At 72.8% G+C, this 16343-nt stretch carries 9 protein-coding genes and 1 pseudogene; 3 read left to right on the top strand and 7 right to left on the bottom strand.

Annotated features, from left to right (window positions below; all coding sequences use genetic code 11):
• Positions 1-4 precede the first annotated feature (4 nt).
• The 7 genes from recR to K336_RS0106645 form a co-directional block, all read right to left on the bottom strand.
• The gene (gene recR, locus K336_RS0106610; RefSeq protein WP_028706598.1) at positions 5-610 is read right to left on the bottom strand and encodes a recombination mediator RecR; all 606 of its coding nucleotides are present in this window, start codon (positions 608-610) and stop codon (positions 5-7) included.
• A gap of 1 nt (position 611) precedes the next feature.
• Entirely contained in the window at positions 612-920 is a 309-nt protein-coding gene (locus K336_RS0106615; RefSeq protein WP_028706599.1) for a YbaB/EbfC family nucleoid-associated protein, read from the bottom strand.
• Positions 921-1029: 109 nt separating this feature from the next.
• A complete protein-coding gene (locus tag K336_RS15005; RefSeq protein ID WP_043150458.1) occupies positions 1030-3591 on the bottom strand; it encodes a DNA polymerase III subunit gamma and tau in 2562 nt (853 codons plus the stop codon).
• A gap of 136 nt (positions 3592-3727) precedes the next feature.
• On the bottom strand, positions 3728-6400 hold the full coding sequence (locus K336_RS0106625) for a multicopper oxidase domain-containing protein (RefSeq protein WP_051245480.1): 2673 nt from the start codon (positions 6398-6400) through the stop codon (positions 3728-3730).
• Positions 6397-7647 (bottom strand): hypothetical protein, encoded by a 1251-nt coding sequence (locus K336_RS18535; RefSeq protein ID WP_051245481.1) that lies wholly within the window; start codon positions 7645-7647, stop codon positions 6397-6399. Before K336_RS18535 ends, K336_RS0106625 begins: the two co-directional genes overlap by 4 nt.
• 43 nt (positions 7648-7690) lie before the next feature.
• Complete coding sequence (locus K336_RS16945) at positions 7691-8395, bottom strand: helix-turn-helix transcriptional regulator (RefSeq protein ID WP_051245482.1); 705 nt, start codon at positions 8393-8395, stop codon at positions 7691-7693.
• 5 nt (positions 8396-8400) lie between these two features.
• Positions 8401-8688 carry a DUF2249 domain-containing protein gene (locus tag K336_RS0106645; RefSeq protein ID WP_021796327.1) on the bottom strand — a complete coding sequence of 96 codons (288 nt, stop codon included), beginning with the start codon at positions 8686-8688 and terminating at the stop codon, positions 8401-8403.
• A 619-nt stretch (positions 8689-9307) separates the two neighbouring features.
• Between K336_RS0106645 and K336_RS19930 the strand changes: the two genes are divergently transcribed.
• The 3 genes and pseudogenes from K336_RS19930 to K336_RS0106655 form a co-directional block, all read left to right on the top strand.
• A complete protein-coding gene (locus K336_RS19930) occupies positions 9308-15472 on the top strand; it encodes a DNA/RNA non-specific endonuclease (protein WP_028706601.1) in 6165 nt (2054 codons plus the stop codon).
• 10 nt (positions 15473-15482) lie between these two features.
• A complete protein-coding gene (locus K336_RS18540) occupies positions 15483-15977 on the top strand; it encodes a hypothetical protein (protein WP_123826151.1) in 495 nt (164 codons plus the stop codon).
• A 178-nt stretch (positions 15978-16155) separates the two neighbouring features.
• Positions 16156-16343, top strand: a pseudogene (locus tag K336_RS0106655) (IS630 family transposase); the annotation flags it as partial.

Consider the following 16343-nt stretch of genomic DNA (forward strand, 5'->3'; position numbering starts at 1 on the left):
ACCCCTACTCGTCCCCCACGTAGCGCCGGCCGTTGAAGGCCCGGCCGAGGGTCACGTCGTCGGCGTACTCGAGGTCGCCGCCCACCGGCAGGCCGGAGGCCAGCTTGCTGACCCGGATGCCCGGGGTGTCGGCGAGCAGGCGCGAGATGTAGGTGGCGGTGGCCTCGCCCTCGAGGTTCGGGTTGGTGGCGAGGATGACCTCCTCGACCGCCGGGTCGGACAGGCGGCGCACCAGCTCGGCGATGCGCAGATCGCCGGGGCCGCGGCCGTCGATGGGGCTGATCGAGCCCCCGAGCACGTGGTAGAGGCCGTGGAACTCGCGGGTTCGCTCGATGGCGACGACGTCCTTCGACTCCTCGACCACGCAGATGAGCGACCTGTCGCGGCGCGGATCGCGGCAGATGCGGCAGGTCTGCTCGTCGGTGACGTTGAAGCACACCGAGCACATGCGGGTGTGCTCCTTGACCGTCATGAGCACGGTGGCGAGCCGCTCGATGTCGGCCTGCGGCTGCTCCAGCAGCCAGAAGGCGATGCGCTGGGCGCTCTTGGGGCCCACGCCGGGCAGCCGCCCCAGCTCGTCGATGAGGTCCTGGACAGGTCCGTCGTACACGTCACAGACCCAGCTGCCCGAGGCCGGGCATGACCTGCTGAGCGGCGGCCGAGGCCTTCGCCGTGGCGTCGCGCACGGCGGCCAGGACGAGATCGGCCAGGCTCTCGGGATCGGACGGGTCGATGGCCTCGGGGCTGATGACGAGGCCCGTCAGCTCCCCGCTGCCCCTGACGGTGGCCTCGACGAGCTCGCCGCCGGCGGTGCCGGTGAAGCTCGTGGCCGCCAGGTCGCGCTGTGCCTCCTGGAGCCGGGCCTGCACCTGCTGGACCTGCTCCAGCAGGGCGTTCACATCCATACCCTCGGGGAACATCATCCGCCTTTCGTGCCGGGACGACCGGGGCCGACGGTGGGCCGACCGGCGCTCAGTCCATGGTACGCAGCCCGCGGAGACGGGCCCCGTGCCCGCGCGGGCGCCCCGATCAGAAGGCGGGCTCGTTCGGGATCTCCTCGATGAGCTCGGCCCCCAGCTCGTCGATGAGCAGCTGGGCGGCCGAGCCGTCGGACTCCTCGACGGGGGCGTCGTCCATGCTCACGTCAGCGTCGGGGTCGTGCGCATCCTCGGGCCCGGCGGGCGGCTCGAGGACGTGGTGCACCGGTGCGGGCGGCGGGGACGGGGACGGCCCGGGGGGCGCGGCGGCCCCGCTCGGGCCCCCGGCGGGGGCGTCCGGGACGGCGGCGGGATCGGGCTCGGCCCACGGGTCACGGCCCGGCTCGGCACCGCTCGCGGCCCCCGCGGGATCGGCGGGCGTCTGCCGGGCCTGAGCAGACGCCCGCTCAGAAGGGTTCGGACCGCCGCCTCCCGAGGGGCCGCCCCGCCGCGTGAGGTCGTCGACGGCGGCCCGCCCCTCGATGACGGTGTCGATCTCGAGGGCCGCGCCGATGACATCGATGAGCGCCGCGTGGAGCACCTCGGAGCCGCCGTGCGAGACGAAGGACTCACGGGCACCGGGGTTGTTGAAGGCCAGGGTGAGGCGGCCGGAGGTGACGTCGAGCACCTGGGCGTTGGGGCCGAGTGTCATCCAGGCGAAGCGGCGGCGGTTCTTGACCGCCTCGAGGACCTGCGGCCACATCTGGCGCAGCTGGGCCGTCGTGACCTGCGCCGCCGCGGCGCCGGCCGCGGCGCCGGGATCCTGATGGTCCTGCGACCGGTCGGACCGGGACGGGCGCTCCGGCGCCGGTGCGTCCGCGGGGGGCCGCCCCGCCGGACGCTGGGCGGCGGGAACCCCGGGGCGGGAACCGGGGGCCCCGCGGTCGGGGAGCCGCCCGACGGAGGGGGCCGCCGGAGCGCCGGCCGGACGCCGGGCCGCGGGGGCCGTGCCCGGCGCCGAGGGCGCGTCCTGCACGGGGGCGGGGGCGGGCGAGGGGCGCGGGGGCCGGCCGGCGAGCCGCTCGTCCTCCGCGGACGGAGCGCCCGGCGGAGCGGATGCGCCCGGCGGGACGACGGGGCCGTCGGCCGGGGCCGGTGCGGGGGCCGCGCCGACGACTCCGAGGCGGCGCTCCAGACGGTCGAGGCGGGCGGCGGTGCCGTTCTCCGCGGCGTCGGCGCCGGGCACGAGCACCCGCGCGCACATGAGCTCCAGGTAGAGGCGGGGGGCCGTGGTGCCGCGCATCCGGGTGAGGCCCTCCGCGATGACCTGGGCGCCGCGGGTCAGCTCGCCGGCACCGAAGCGCGCCGCCTGCTGGGCGAGACGGTCGGCCAGGTCGGGGGCGACGTCGAGGAGCCCCGAGCTGAGGGCATCGGGCACCTGGGCGATGATGACGAGGTCGCGCAGCCGGGTGAGAAGGTCCTCGGCGAAGCGACGGGGGTCCTGGCCTACCTCGATGACCCTGTCGATCGCGCCGAAGACGCCCCTGCCGTCGCCGGCCGCGAAGGCGTCGATCATCTCGTCGAGCAGGGCGTCGGGCGTGTAGCCGAGCAGGGCGGCGGCCTGCCGGTAGCCGACGCCGTCCTCGCCGGCCGAGCCGAGCAGCTGGTCGAGCACCGACAGCGAGTCGCGCACCGAACCGGCCCCGGCCCGCACGACGAGCGGCAGCACGCCCGCCTCGACCCGAACGTGCTCCTCGTCGCAGATGCGCTGGAGGTAGCCGGTGAGCACCTTCGGCGGCACCAGCCGGAACGGGTAGTGGTGGGTGCGCGAGCGGATCGTGCCGATGACCTTGTCGGGCTCGGTGGTGGCGAAGATGAACTTCACGTGCGCCGGGGGCTCCTCGACGACCTTGAGCAGGGCGTTGAAGCCCGCCGGGGTGACCATGTGGGCCTCGTCGATGATGTAGATCTTGTAGCGCGAGTGGACGGGCGCGAAGTAGACGCCCTCGCGCAGGTCGCGGGCGTCGTCGACACCGCCGTGCGAGGCGGCGTCGATCTCGATGACGTCGATGCTGCCCGGGCCCCCGGTGGCGAGGTCGCGGCAGCTGCGGCAGCGACCGCAGGGCGCCGGCGTGGGCCCCTCCTCGCAGTTGAGGCAGCGGGCCAGGATGCGGGCGCTCGTGGTCTTGCCGCAGCCGCGCGGGCCGCTGAACAGATAGGCGTGGCTGACCCTGCCGTTGGCGATGGCGCGCATGAGCGGCTCGGTGACGTGCTCCTGGCCGATCACCTGGTCGAAGGTGTCGGGGCGGTAGCGGCGGTAGAGGGCGAGCTGGGCGTCCGACGCCTCCTGCTCGACGCGGGCCTCGATGGCGGCCTCCGGGTCGGGGGCCGGGGCGAAGGAGGGGGCGGTGATCTCGGCGTCGGGGCCCTCGTCGACGGCCGCGTCCGGCTCCTGCCCGTCGTCGGGCTCCCCGAGGGAGGGGTCGTCGGGGTCGAAGCTCTCGTCGGCGGGCTCGCCCTCCTCGTCGGGGCCAGCCTCGGCGCCGGCCGCCGGCTCGACGGGCGCGGCGGGCGCGGGCGGCTCGTCGTCGCCGAAGAGACTCGGGCCGGTCTGCACGAAGAAACCGTCATCGACGGCGTCGACGGGCTCGATGTCCTCTGCTGGATCGCTCACGGGAACCAGGGTATTAGCCCCCGCCGACGATTCGGGCCCCGCCTCCGGCAGGCCCGCGACGAGCGCCCGGGGCCGGCGCCGCCCGCACCGCGGCCCGTACGAGGGGGGACGAGCAGGCGCCTGCCGCCCGGCGCGGCTACCCCGCGGTCACCTCGAGGACGCCGTGGGCGCCCTTCTCGGCGTAGGAGAACGAGTGGTTGACGAAGCTGTAGTGCCCCGGCTCGCCGGCGACGAGCTCGACGAAGCCGCCCTCGGCCGCCCCCAGCGAGAGCGCCTGCGAGCCGCCCGTCCCGGGGCTGTCGCACGAGGGGTCCGCCTCCGGGGACGGCTGGCGGCCGCACTCGAGCGTGTAGGCGCCCTCCTTCCACACCGTGTCGAACTGGGCGCCGACGACGTGGAAGTCGAGCTGCTCGTCAGGGCCCGCGTCGAGCACCCAGAAGCGCACGCGGTCGCCCGCCCTGGCGGTGAGCGGGTGGTCGTCGTACTGGAAGGCGTAACCGTTGAACATGACGGCGTCGGGGGCGGTGACGCCCAGCCGGTCGGCGTCCTCGCCGGCGCCCTGAGCGCCGAACCAGGACTCCGACTCGAGCAGGACGTACTCCTCGTCCACCGCGGGCAGGCCCTCGGGGTCGATGACGACCGCCCCGAACATGCCGTTGGCCAGGTGCAACGACATGGGCGCGGTCGAGCAGTGGTAGAGCCAGATGCCCGAGCGCCTCGCCGTGAAGGTGTACGTGAGGCTCTGACCCGGCGGGATCGTGCGCATCGGGTCGTCAGGGGAGATGTCGCCGGCGTGGAAGTCGATGGAGTGGCCCATCGACCCGGAGTTCGTGAGCGTCACGACGAAGGTGTCGCCGAGGCGCCCGTGCAGGATCGGCCCCGGGGCCCGGCCGTTGTACATGGAGCGCAGCTGGCGCACGCCGGGGGCGACCTCGACGACCTGCTCCGTGACCTCCAGGTGGACGTCGTGGACGGTTCCGCTCGGGACCGGGGGCAACGCGGCGTCGCGGGCCCCGACGCTCATCGTCGCGTCCGGGTCGAGCACGGCGTGGTCGCCCGGGGACGAGCCGGACGGGTCCTGACCGGCGGGCGCGGCGGCGCCGTCCACGACGATCCGCAGGACCATGCCCATCTGGCGGTGCCCCGCCACCGAGCACCAGGCCTCCTGGGAGGCGGTGATGACCCCGGCGTCCACCTCGGCGGTCGCGCCGGGCGGGAGGAGCCCGCTGCTCACCCCGCTGCCGAGGGTCAGGTCGTGCACCTGACCCCCGGTGTCGGTGTTCGTCACGGTGACGATCAGGCGCGTGCCCGCGGCGACCGAGATCCTGTCGGGCGTGAACCGCATGTCCGCGCCGGTGACCGAGACCCGCTGGACGGGGGCGTTCGAGACGTCGGACCCCGCCGCAGCGCCGCCTCCGGGACGACCGGCCGCCGTCGGGGGCGAGACGGCGGCGGCGACCGACATGGCCAGCGCCACGACGCCCGCGCCGAGGATCCAGGTGAGGCGGCGGCCGCGCTCGGCCATCGTGCCGTCCGTGGCGGGCGGCAGGGGCTCCCCGACCGTGCCGCAGCGGGCGACCATCGCGAAGAAGAACAGGACGTTGGCCGCCAGAATGGCCAGCGCCGCGGCGCGGGCGGCGGGCGGCAGCGGGGCCAGCAGGGCGAGACCGGCGACGTTCGAACTGACCAGGCGGGCGTCGCCGAGGGTGTCCATGACGGCGTTGCGGCGGCGCACGAGGCCCGGGCCCCCGCCGATGATGACCGGCAGCAGGTACGACAGGGAGCCGACGATGAGCTGCGCCGCGAAGCCGCCCAGGAGGGGCCAGGCCAGGCGCGGCAGGACCGTCAGCATCCGTCGGCGGTCGGCGCTGGCGGCCATGAGGACGGCGGCCACGACGAGCGTCCCGACGAGCCAGGCCATGCCGCAGATGACCGAGCGCGCGGCATGGCTGACCGGGCGCTTCACCCTCGAGGCCACCCACATGGCGTGGATCGTCACGCCGACGCAGGCGGTGTAGCCGAACAGGCCGAGCGCCGAGATCCAGCCCTGCGCGGCGGCCCCGCCCAGGCCGGTCGCGGCGACGGCGAGGCAGAGCAGGGGCAGGGTGCGGCGGGCGTCGGCCTCGGCGCCGGGCACCATGCGGGTGCGCAGCATCGTCGGCCACAGGGTGAGCAGCGTGCCCACGACGGCCAACCCGAGCCAGCCGAGGACGCCGGCGGCGATGTGCGGGAGCAGGAGGACGCCGAGATGGCTGCCGCCGGCGGAGGTCATCAGGAAGCCGAGCACTCCGCAGACGACGAACCAGCAGCCGCAGACGACGTAGTGGGCCAGCACGGTCCTCCCCAGGCGCGTGGCCAGGGCCCCCGCCGAGCGCACGCCCAGGTTGACGACGTGGCCGATGACCGCCAGGACGCACAGCAGCGCGCCGACGGCCTGCAGCGGTCCGACGCCCGCCTCGATGCCGCCCATGAGGGCGAGGACGCCGACGTTGAGCGCCGAGAGGATCGCGATCTGCGGGGCGCGGCGAGTGGACGGGCTGCGCATGAGGGCGACGGTGAAGTAGTCGCTCCACACGACGACCGCATTGGTGGCGACGCCGAGCGCAGCGGCGTGCAGCCCGATCCAGCCGAGGTCGGGACGCCAGCGCCGCCCGATCGTCCCGGCGAGGGCGACGAGCGCCCAGAGGCAGACGAGGACGGCCGACATGCGGTGCCACACCCGCCTCGAGGCCAGCCCGCGGGGCTTCCCGCGGACGTTCCCGGAGTCTGCGTTCCGACGGCCGGCCGGCTCCGTGCTCTCGATGTTCATGCGTCGGTCCTCGGGATCGTCATGGCGGGCGGGTTGTCGGGGGCTCCCCCGCCGACCGGGCCGGGGCCGCCCCGCGCGGACGGGGGCCGCTCGGCCTCGGCGGCGTCCCGGACCACGGACGACCAGACGGCCACGGCGACGAGACCGAGCAGGGCTGCGATGTTGCCCAGGCCGCCCACCTGGCGCCAGTGCTCGGAGCCGGCCAGATCGGCTCCGATGCGCACGAGCAGGCTCAGGTGCAGCACCAGGCCGACGCCCCAGAAACCGGCGACGAAGCGCATCCGCACGCCGAGCAGCGTGGGCAGGATCGTCGAGGCGTGGGCGGCGACCATCGACAGGACGAAGCCGAGGAAGACGGCGTGCAGCGTCGCGTCGTAGTGCAGGCCCGACAGGGCGGGCCGGAGCAGCAGGAGGCCCGTGACGACGAGCCAGCCGTAGCCGGCCAGGATCATCATCGCCGTGAAACGGCCGGGCCCGGCCACCCTCACGCCGCGGCGGGCGACGTCGCCGGAGGCCGACTGCGCCGCCAGCGCGATGAGGACGAGGCCGTGGGCCGGCAGCCCGATCGTGGGCCGGGCCATCGCCGCGGGCCCGACCAGCACGGACAGGGCGGACAGGAGCACCAGCGAGTCCTCGTGGCGGCGCCGCCTGCCCGGGGTCCAGGCCAGCTGGCCGATGCGCGACAGGTCGAGGCGCTCGGCGACGACCGTGAGCACGAGGAACGGGATGAGGAAGGGGACGAGGCTCGGGACCGCCGCGCCGCCGAGCCAGACGATCGTCCCGCACAGCGCCGAGATGCCGCCGCCGATCTGGACGGCGACGAGGGGCTCCCGGTTGCGGCTCCACAGCACGACGTAGTCGACGCACAGGACGAGGCAGCCAGCGACCATGACGGCCCTGCCGGCGCGCACCGGCAGCGGCCCCACGAGGGTGAGCAGCGGGCCGAGGGCCATGCACACGGGTGCGGCGTGGGCCCACCAGCGCCCGATCGCGGCCGAGCGCTCGAGGGCGATCAGGGCCCCGACGAAGCCGATCACCATGAGCATGCCGTGCCCGCTCGTGAGGCGATCGCCGCTCAGTGGGGCGGGCAGGCCCAGCAGGGCGAGCGCGGCGTCCACCCCCATGAGCATGGCCAGCCCGCACGGGACGAGGAGGAGGACGCGGCGCAGCCGACCGCCGGGGGTCCGCCCCGACGCGGCCGCCGGGGCGGACACGGATGTGGCCTGCGACGATGTGGTCTGCGGCATGGTGCTCTTTCGTGGGATCGGTGACGGACTCCGGGACGCGGCCTCAGCGGCCGGCCCGGCAGCAGGTGAGCGAGCACCGCCCGGGCGGGCTGTGCGGCACGAGGTCGACCACCCGCCAGGCGCCGCCGAGCCGTTCGAGCACGCCGGCGGCGATCCCGCGGTGCACCGGGCAGACGGCGTCGGGCTGCTGCTCGACGCCGTGGGCGAAGGGGCAGCGGCACAGCTCGATGGTCCTCCGGTCGCCGTCCTCGGCGCCGGGGCCGTCGGCCATGACGGGCGAGAATCCCCAGTCGTCGAGCAGCCCCACCAGGCGGGCCGGGTCGTCGGCGCCGTCGCCGGGGGCCACGGCCCCCGCCTCGAGCACCTCCTCGGCCCACCCGCGCCCGGCCCGCTCGGCGGCGCCCGCCGGGTCGTCGCTCTCGCGCACGAGGTGATGGATGAGGACGTCGGCGAGCAGCCGGTCGTTCTGCGGGCCGGCGCTGAAGGCCTTGTCGGTGGCGGCGTAGAGCATGCGGGGGCGGCCCCGACCGGCCGCGCCCGCCCTGGCGGCGGCGACGAAGCCCTCCTCGACGAGACGGTTCAGGTGGAAGCGCACCGTGGTGGAGGGCATGCCCGCGCCCGCGGCGATGTCGTCGATGGGCAGCGGGCCGGGCGCCCCCAGGAGCGCCGACACGACGCGCTCGCGCGCCGCACCGGTCGGCTCGGGCGGGGGCGCGGCGGCGCGGCGCGCACGGGGGATGCCGGCCATCGGGGTCAGGCCCTGCGGGTGAAGCGGATCCTCCAGGCGTCGGGGCCCGCCTGGACGTACTCGCGGACGAAGACGCCCGGCCAGGAGTCGTCGATCTGGGCGAGCAGCGGCAGCGGGTCGTGCGGGGCGACGAGGACCATCGAACCACCCGCGCCGATGCCCCGGAGGGCGCCGAGGATGGCGGCGTGACGGATCTCGTGCGGGATCCGGGTGGCGTCGAGCTCGGGCTCCTCGGCGGCGCGCCCGCCGCAGCCGCAGTCGTGATGGGTCTCGGTGATGGGCAGGTCGGCCATGTCGGTCTCCTCCGGTCGGGCGGCCGGGGCCGCCGTGCTCAATTAATTACAGGATGATTGTAATAATAGTTCGCCGACGACCCGACGGCCGCTCCGAGGATCCGACGAGGCGAGCGCGGGGCGCCGCGCAGGACGGGACCGGCCTCGTCGCCTCGGACCGGGGCACGACTCACGCCGACGCGGGGACGCCGCCGCGCCCGAAGCGCCCTCCGCGTCCCGGAGGGGCCGCCCCACGGAGACGCGGGGCGCCGTGCACGGTGACAACGCGCTGGACCAACATTGCCGGCCGCCCCACGGAGACGCGGGGCGCCGCCGTGGCGTCCGGGGGCGTCGGGAGCGGTCGAGGCGCCGACGGTTCCCGTCCTGCTCGATCGTGGCTCCGCGGGCGCGGGGGCGGCCAGCGGATCCAACGGCGTTCCGCCGGGCGTTTCGGCGTGGTTCCACGGGGGCGGGGGTGGCCGCGGTTCGGGGTCCGGGTTGTGGGTTGACCGGTGTTGTTGCTTGTGGGTAGCGTGTCGGGGAGCGCGGTCGTGGTCGATCTCGTCGTGGTCGATCTCGTGGTGCGTTGTTCCACTGCCCCCGGCGTTGGGGGCCACCCCCTTTGTGGAAAGGCGTTGCGGTGAAGGTTGACGAGGCGAATCTCGACGGTTTGAGGGGCATGCCGGATGTCGATTATGACTTCGACGTGTCGGCGTCGTTGGAGGCGGCGTTCCGGGCCGCGGCGACGGCGGTGGAGGGCCAGCGGGGGTCGCGGGCGGGTTACCGTTCGGGCGGACTGATCGATTTCCAGGGTTATTACTCGACATTGTTCGGCGAGAACGGAACGACGCAGCTGGGCGACCTGGACGAGATCGTGTCGAATCTGCGTCTGGTGGCGTCCAGGGTCACGACCCTGGACGAGAAGGCGCGGGCGGAGAACGACCGGCGCCGGCAGGCCCGGGAGTGGGCGCAGCGGCAGGCCGACCGGAACAGGGTCGAGAAGTTCGTCGACAGGTTCACTGGTGGTGAGGAGCCGCCGTTCGAGGAGATCTCCGACGATGAGAGGGACTCGTCGGCGTCGGAGTCGGTGGCGGCGGCTGCTCCTGCGGCGCGTCAGGAGTTGACGGGTTCGGGGCCGTCGGGCGGGGTGTCGAGCGGGAGCCCGTCGAATCTGCGGGGTTTCGCGTCGAGTTCGAGGGCGGCCGACGGCGAGTTGTCGGGGACGGCCGGGACCCTGACGGGCCATTGTGATGATTTCGCGGAGGCGTGTTCGTGGGCGACGTTGGACGCGTCGAGCGTGATCGGGGCGTTGGGTTCGTGGTTGGAGCAGAACGAGAACGACGCGAAGTGGGCCGATGTGGTGGCGGGCGCGTTCGAGGCGGCCGGCGCCGGGGATGGCGTGGCGGCCGTGCCGGATGCGGCAATCGAGGCCTCGTTGGCGGCTGCGGGGGTGCAGGCGGGCCGGGAGGATCTGCGGGTTGATCCGCCCACGGCCTATGGTTCGCCTCCGACGACGGGTTATGCGGATGATCCGGTGAACGCGTTCACCGGTAATTTCGTGGAGGTCGAGGACGACCTGGGGTTCGCCGGGCCGGCCGGGGGCCTGTCGTGGCGGCGGTCGTACAGCGCGTTGAACCCGGGGGTCGGGGGTTTCGGGCCGGGCTGGTCGTCGTGGTGCGAGGCCGGGTTGACGGTTGACGGGGAGGGCGCGAGGCTGCGGTTGTTCGACGGCCGGGTGATCGTGTTCCCGCGTCTGGGCGACGGCTGGGGCCGGGCTGCCGGGGAGAACCTGTGGCTGGCCGCGGTGCCCGGCGGCGGCTGGCGGATGTCCTCGTCGTGGGGTCTGGTGTGGCGGGTCGATGCGGCGGGACGGGTGCGCAGCACCAGTGAGGGCGAGGGCACCGGTGTCGAGTTGTCGTACGACCGGCAGGGGCGTCTGGTGCGGCTGACGCACGAGTGGGGCCGGGCCCTCGACGTCGTGTGGGACGACACCGTCGGCGGCGACACCGCAGGCGGCGGTGACGATGCCGGTGCTGGTGTCGGGGGGCGCGTGAGCGCGGTGGTGGCCGATGACGGCCGTCGGGTCGACTACGTCTATGACGGGTCCGGGCGCCTGGTCGAGGCCCGTGGTGGCGGCGGGGCGCGGCACTACCGGTGGAACGGGGCGGGGCTGATCGAGTCGGTCATCGACGCCGACGGTGTCGTCGAGGTCACCAACAACTACGACGAGCGGGGCCGGGTGTCGCGGCAGCGTTCGCGTTTCGGGCGCATCACCCGGTACGCGTACCTGTCCGGCGGTGTCACCGTCACCAGTGACGAGGACGGTTCGCGGGGCAACACGTGGATCCATGACCGCAACGGCCGCCTGGTGGGCCTGGTGGACGCCGACGGGCGTCGTCAGTCCACCGGCTACGACCGGCACGGGAACCCGGTGCTGGTGCGCGGCCGGGACGGGGCCGAGACGGTGTCGGTGTACGACGGGCGGGGCCGTCTGGTGACGCGGCGTCTTCCCTCGGGCGCCAGGGTCGACCAGGAGTGGGACGGGCTGGACCGGCTCGTGCGCACCCGCGTGACCGGCGCCGACAACGACGACACCACCGGCGGCACCGGCGGCGTTGCCGGTGGGGCTGCGGGCCGGGTTGCGGTGACCAGCTACGAGTACGAGGCGGGCCAGCGCAGGCCGTGCCGGGTGGTGGATGCCGAGGGCGGTGTCACGTCCATGGTGTGGCGCGGCGGGCTGCTGATGCAGGTCACCGACCCCACCGGGGTACGGGTGCGTTTCGGCTATGACGAGCACGGCGACCTGGTGACCTCGACGGACGCGGCGGGCAGCACGGCCCGGCTGGAGCATGACCGGGCCGGGCGGGTCACCGCGGCGGTCACTCCGCTGGGGCACCGCACCGAGTTCGTCTACGACCCGGGTGGGCGTCTGGCCGCGCGGACGGATCCGGACGGGGCCCGGACGCGGTTCGAGTACACGGCCGCGGGCCGCTTGACGGCGGTGGTGGACCCCGAGGGCGGGCGCACGCTGATCGAGCACGGCGACCATGGTGAGCGGGAGCGGACGACGGATCCGCTGGGCCGGGTCGTGGGCGAGCGTTGTGACGGTCTGGGGAACCTGGCGGCGGTGGAGCTGCCGGACGGTTCGACGTGGGAGTTCGGCTACGACGGCCTGTCGCGTCTGACCGGCATGCGTGATGGCGGCGGCGGCGAGTGGGCCATGGGGTACGGGCCCGACGGCATGCTGGCCGCCACGACCGACCCGACCGGTGTTGAACGGCGGGTGGCCCGCGGGCCCTTCGGCGCCCCGGTGGCCGTCACCGATGGCGGTGATGATGCGGCCGCGGTGTACGACCGGTTGGGCCGGTTGATGTCGGTCACGGGGCCCGATGGTGGCACCCGGGTGAACCGGTACGACCTGTGCGGGCGGCTGGTCGAGACGATGGACGCGGCCGGGGCGACGACCCGGTTCGGACGGGACGCGGCGGGCCGGGTGGTCGAGGTGACCCAGCCCACCGGCAGGTCGTACCGGTACGAGTGGGACGAGTGCGGGCGCTGGGCCGCGACGGTCAGCACCGGCGGGGACCGTTACGAGATCGTCCATGACGCGGATTCGCGGATCGTCGGTGAGGTCTGGCCGACCGGGGAGACCGTGTCCACCCGGTTCGACGCGTGCGGGCGGATCGTGGCGCGCCGTCAGCCCGGCCGCGGGGTGGTGCGGTTCGGCTACGACCGGTGCGGCCGGATCGTGTGGGTGCATGACCGGTGGAACGGGCGGCGCCGGTTCGGTTACGACGAGGCGGGCCAGCTGATCTGGGCCGCCGACGCGCTGGGCGGGGTCACCCGGTTCGAGTACAACGAGGCGGGCCGGCAGGTCGCGACCGTCGACACGACCGGGGCCCGCACCGAACGCGCGTTCGACCCGATGGGCCGGCTGGTCTCCCGGACAGACCCGCTCGGCAGAACGACCAGTTACAGCTACGACAGGACCGGCCGGCTCGCATCCCGCACCGATGCGGGCGGGCGGCGTCTGGAGTGGTGCTACGACCGGGCCGGCCGGCTGGAGCGCACCCTGGCCGACGGGCGGCTGCTGACCAGGGTGGAGCGGGACTTCGCGGCCCGCACCCTCACCTGGACCAGCGCCGACGGCGAGCGGGTCGAGACCGCCTGGGACGGGCAGGGCAACCTCGCCCGGCGGCTGCGTGACGGTGTCGGCGTGTCCTACAGCTACGACATCGGCGGGCGGCGCACCGGCATGCACCTGCCCGACGGCAGTAGTACCGGGTACGAGTACGACGCGAACAACCGGCTCGCCGCGATCGTCCGGCCGGGCCTCGGCCGGGTGCGGATCGACCGTGACCGGCTCGGCCGGGTCGTCGGCGTGCACGGGCCCGGGCTGGACGCCACCTGGACCTGGCACGACGGCGCCGTGGTCGCGAACCGGGTGAACCGGCGCGGTTTCATCCAGCAGACCCGTGTCGAACGCGACCGGGACGGGCGCGTCACGGCCGACGTGCGCGACGGGCTGCGCACCGAGTACGCCTATGACCGGGCCGGGCAGTTGACCGGGGCGGTCACGAGCGAGGGCACCCGCACCAGCTACGAGTGGGACGCCGGAGGGCGGCTGGTCGCCGAGACCTGCGACGGCCAGGTGACCCGTCACGGCTACGACCGGGCCGGCCAGCTGGTCTGGACCCGCTGTCCCGACGGCACGCGCCTGACCTATGACTACGACCCGTCCGGGCGCCGCGTCCGCGAGACCGGGCCCGACGGGGAACGCCTCTTCGACTGGGATCCGCGCGGTTTCCTGGCCCAGGTCACCCGCGTCAGCCGCCACGGCGACCAGGTCCGGGCCCGCCGCACCCGGCTCCACGTCGACGCCGGCGGTCTGCTCGCCGCCGCAGGAGACCAGCCCGTCCACTGGGACACCGCCGCCGCCTGGCCCGCGCTCGCCCAGATCGGCGCCCGAACCGTCACCGACGCCCTCGCCGCCACCGCCCTCACCACCCGGACGGGCGGCGACGACACGGTGTGGCTCGTGCCCGACACCGACGGGCCCGCCGCCCAGGCCCCCGGCCTGCTGGCAGGCCCCGAAGCCCTCCAGAGCAGGCTCTGGGAACAAGCCCCCACCGCCGCCGGCCCGGCCGCGCCCGCAGCCCCCGAACCCGGCGCCATGACCGACGCAGGGCCCGGGGCGGCGGACGTCGGGGTCGGCGCCGACGGGACCCTGCAGGCCGCGGGCCTCGGCTGGATGGGCGCCCGGGTCTACGACCCCGCCACGAGGGGTTTCCTGTCGGTCGATCCCCTCGAACCCGTCACCGGGGCCGCGTGGGCGGCCAACCCGTACTCGTTCGCGGGTAATGATCCGGTCGGGTTGGTCGATCCGTCCGGGCTGCGGCCGGTGTCCGAGGACGACCTGCGCGCCTACCAGCAGGCCTCGAACGGGATGCTGCAGAACGCCGCGAGCGCGGCCGGGAACTGGCTGTCCGACAACTGGGAGTACATCGCCGCCGGCGCCATGGTCGCAGCGGGTGTCGCGGTCATGTGCACAGGCGTCGGCGGGCCCATCGGCGCCGCGATGATGGCCGGCGCCCTCACCAGCGCCGGCGGCAGCATCTGGTCCCAGAAATCGGCCAACGGCACCGTGGACTGGGGCACCGTCCTGCGCGACGGCGCCGTCGGCGCCGCGACCGGCCTCATCGGCGGCGGCGCCTCCGCCGCGGCCGCCAGAGCCACCGCCGGCATGACCAGCTGCCTCGGCAAGAACATCCTCACCGGCGCCGTCGAAGGAGCCATCGACGGCGGCGCCGGCAACGGCCTCCAATACCTCACCAGCGGCCAACCCATCACCCCCGCCGGGTTCGCCCAAGCCGTCGGCCAAGGCGCAGGCCAAGGAGCCCTCGGCGGCGGCGCCGGCGGGGCCCTGTCCCACGTCACCGGCATCGCCCGCTACGGCTGCTTCACACCCGACACCCCCGTCCTCATGGCCGACGGCTCGACCAAGCGCATTGACCAGGTCCAGGCCGGCGAGCAGGTCCTCGCCCACGACCCCGCCACCGGCCAGGACGTGGCGGCGACCGTGGAACAGACCTTCACCCACGAGAAGGTCCCCACCCTGCGGGTCACCACCACCAGCGGCACCGTCGAGACCACGGCCACCCACCCGTTCCACGTCCAGGGCCGCGGCTACACACCGGCCTCGGACCTCCACGAGGGCGACACCCTCCACACCCCCGACGGCCAAGTCACCAAGGTGGTGTCGATCCAGGCCACCGGACGAACCGAGACCGTCCACAACCTCGCCATCACCGGCCACCACAACTACCACGTGGCCACCACCACCGGACAACCCATCCTCGTCCACAACAACGGATGCGAAGTGACCGGTCAGGGTTCAGTGAATATGGGGGAATTGGATGATCTTGAAAGGCCAACGGGGGTCACGGCGCATCTTACGCCCGACATGGTCGGAACTGGCAGCAAGGTTCCGCCGAGTCTCAAGCCTCCAGGATTTGAGGGCGGTTCCGCAGGTCAGGCCAGGGGGCATCTCTTAGGAGCACAGCTTGGTGGAGATGGAACCAATCCAAGAAATGTTGTTACCCTGACTCAAAATCCCACCAACACCCCTGTGATGCGTGGATATGAAAACCAAGTCAGAAAAGCACTTGACGCAGGCGCAGAGGTTGATTATACGTCAACTCCTATATACAAGGGCGATGATCTGGTACCTCGAGGGGTGACACTTACGGCAGACGGATCGAACTGCCTCAATTTAGGTGTATCCATTTTAAATGGAGGTAAATAGCATGGAATGGTTGAATGAACTCGTCAAGATAGTCCCGCCGAGTAATGCCCACAATATTTCAAACGGTTCAACACAGGACGACAGTGGTGAATTTCCGGAAAGTTATACCACCCTTGTCAACACCTATGGCCCGGGGTATTTTGATGACTTTCTTTATCTCTTGTCATTGAATAATGAAAACAAATACTTGGATGCTCGCTTTCAGACTCGTGCGCAACGCGACGCTCTGCATACAGTCAACGCCAGTGGAGAACGACTGCCAGATCGCATCGAATCGATCGATGATCTCCTAGTATGGGCCATGACAGATAATGGTGATGTTTGTTATTGGATGCCATCTGGCACTGGGGGATGTGTTGTGATCATGGATAGTCGCGCCCCGGAATGGTGTTTCTATGACATGGGTGTCACTGAGTTCATGTACAGATTATTGCGCAAGGATATCATCGTGCCGATCTTCCCCCCCGATTTCCCAAGTACAATCCACACATTCTCTAGATTATGACAAGCTGCATACTGCAGAATAGTGCAGCTTGAAGATAGGTTGACATGAAACGAAATCGTGTTTTCCGTGGGTTTCCTGTGCTGTTTCGGATGCGGTGGGGGCGTGCGGGTCGGGGTCGCCCCGGAAGGAGACCGCCGTCCTGGTCGGGTGGAGGAGGCGTTCCGACAATCATGTGCTGGTGCGGATGAAGGCCGAGGCGGTCCTGTACGCCTCCCGTGGCGTCGACGTAGGCATCATCGCTGAAATGGTCGAGCGGGCCGAGAGGGTCGTGCAGGAATGGCCGGCCGAGTGGCGGGCCACGCGGATGTGCTCGGTCCCGGCCGGGCATGCGGGGAACCGGGACGCGGCGGAACTCGCCCGCGACCA

Origin of the sequence: Propionibacterium acidifaciens DSM 21887, from assembly GCF_000426605.1 — a bacterium.
Classification (GTDB): Bacteria; Actinomycetota; Actinomycetes; order Propionibacteriales; family Propionibacteriaceae; genus Propionibacterium; species Propionibacterium acidifaciens.

Excerpts from the sequence above, each read along its gene's own strand:
- K336_RS0106615 (WP_028706599.1), bottom strand. The coding sequence starts at position 920 with ATGTTCCCCGAGGGTATGGATGTGAACGCCCTGCTGGAGCAGGTCCAG.
- K336_RS0106625 (WP_051245480.1), bottom strand. The coding sequence starts at position 6,400 with ATGAACATCGAGAGCACGGAGCCGGCCGGCCGTCGGAACGCAGACTCC.
- K336_RS18535 (WP_051245481.1), bottom strand. The coding sequence starts at position 7,647 with ATGCCGCAGACCACATCGTCGCAGGCCACATCCGTGTCCGCCCCGGCG.
- K336_RS16945 (WP_051245482.1), bottom strand. The coding sequence starts at position 8,395 with ATGGCCGGCATCCCCCGTGCGCGCCGCGCCGCCGCGCCCCCGCCCGAG.
- K336_RS0106645 (WP_021796327.1), bottom strand. The coding sequence starts at position 8,688 with ATGGCCGACCTGCCCATCACCGAGACCCATCACGACTGCGGCTGCGGC.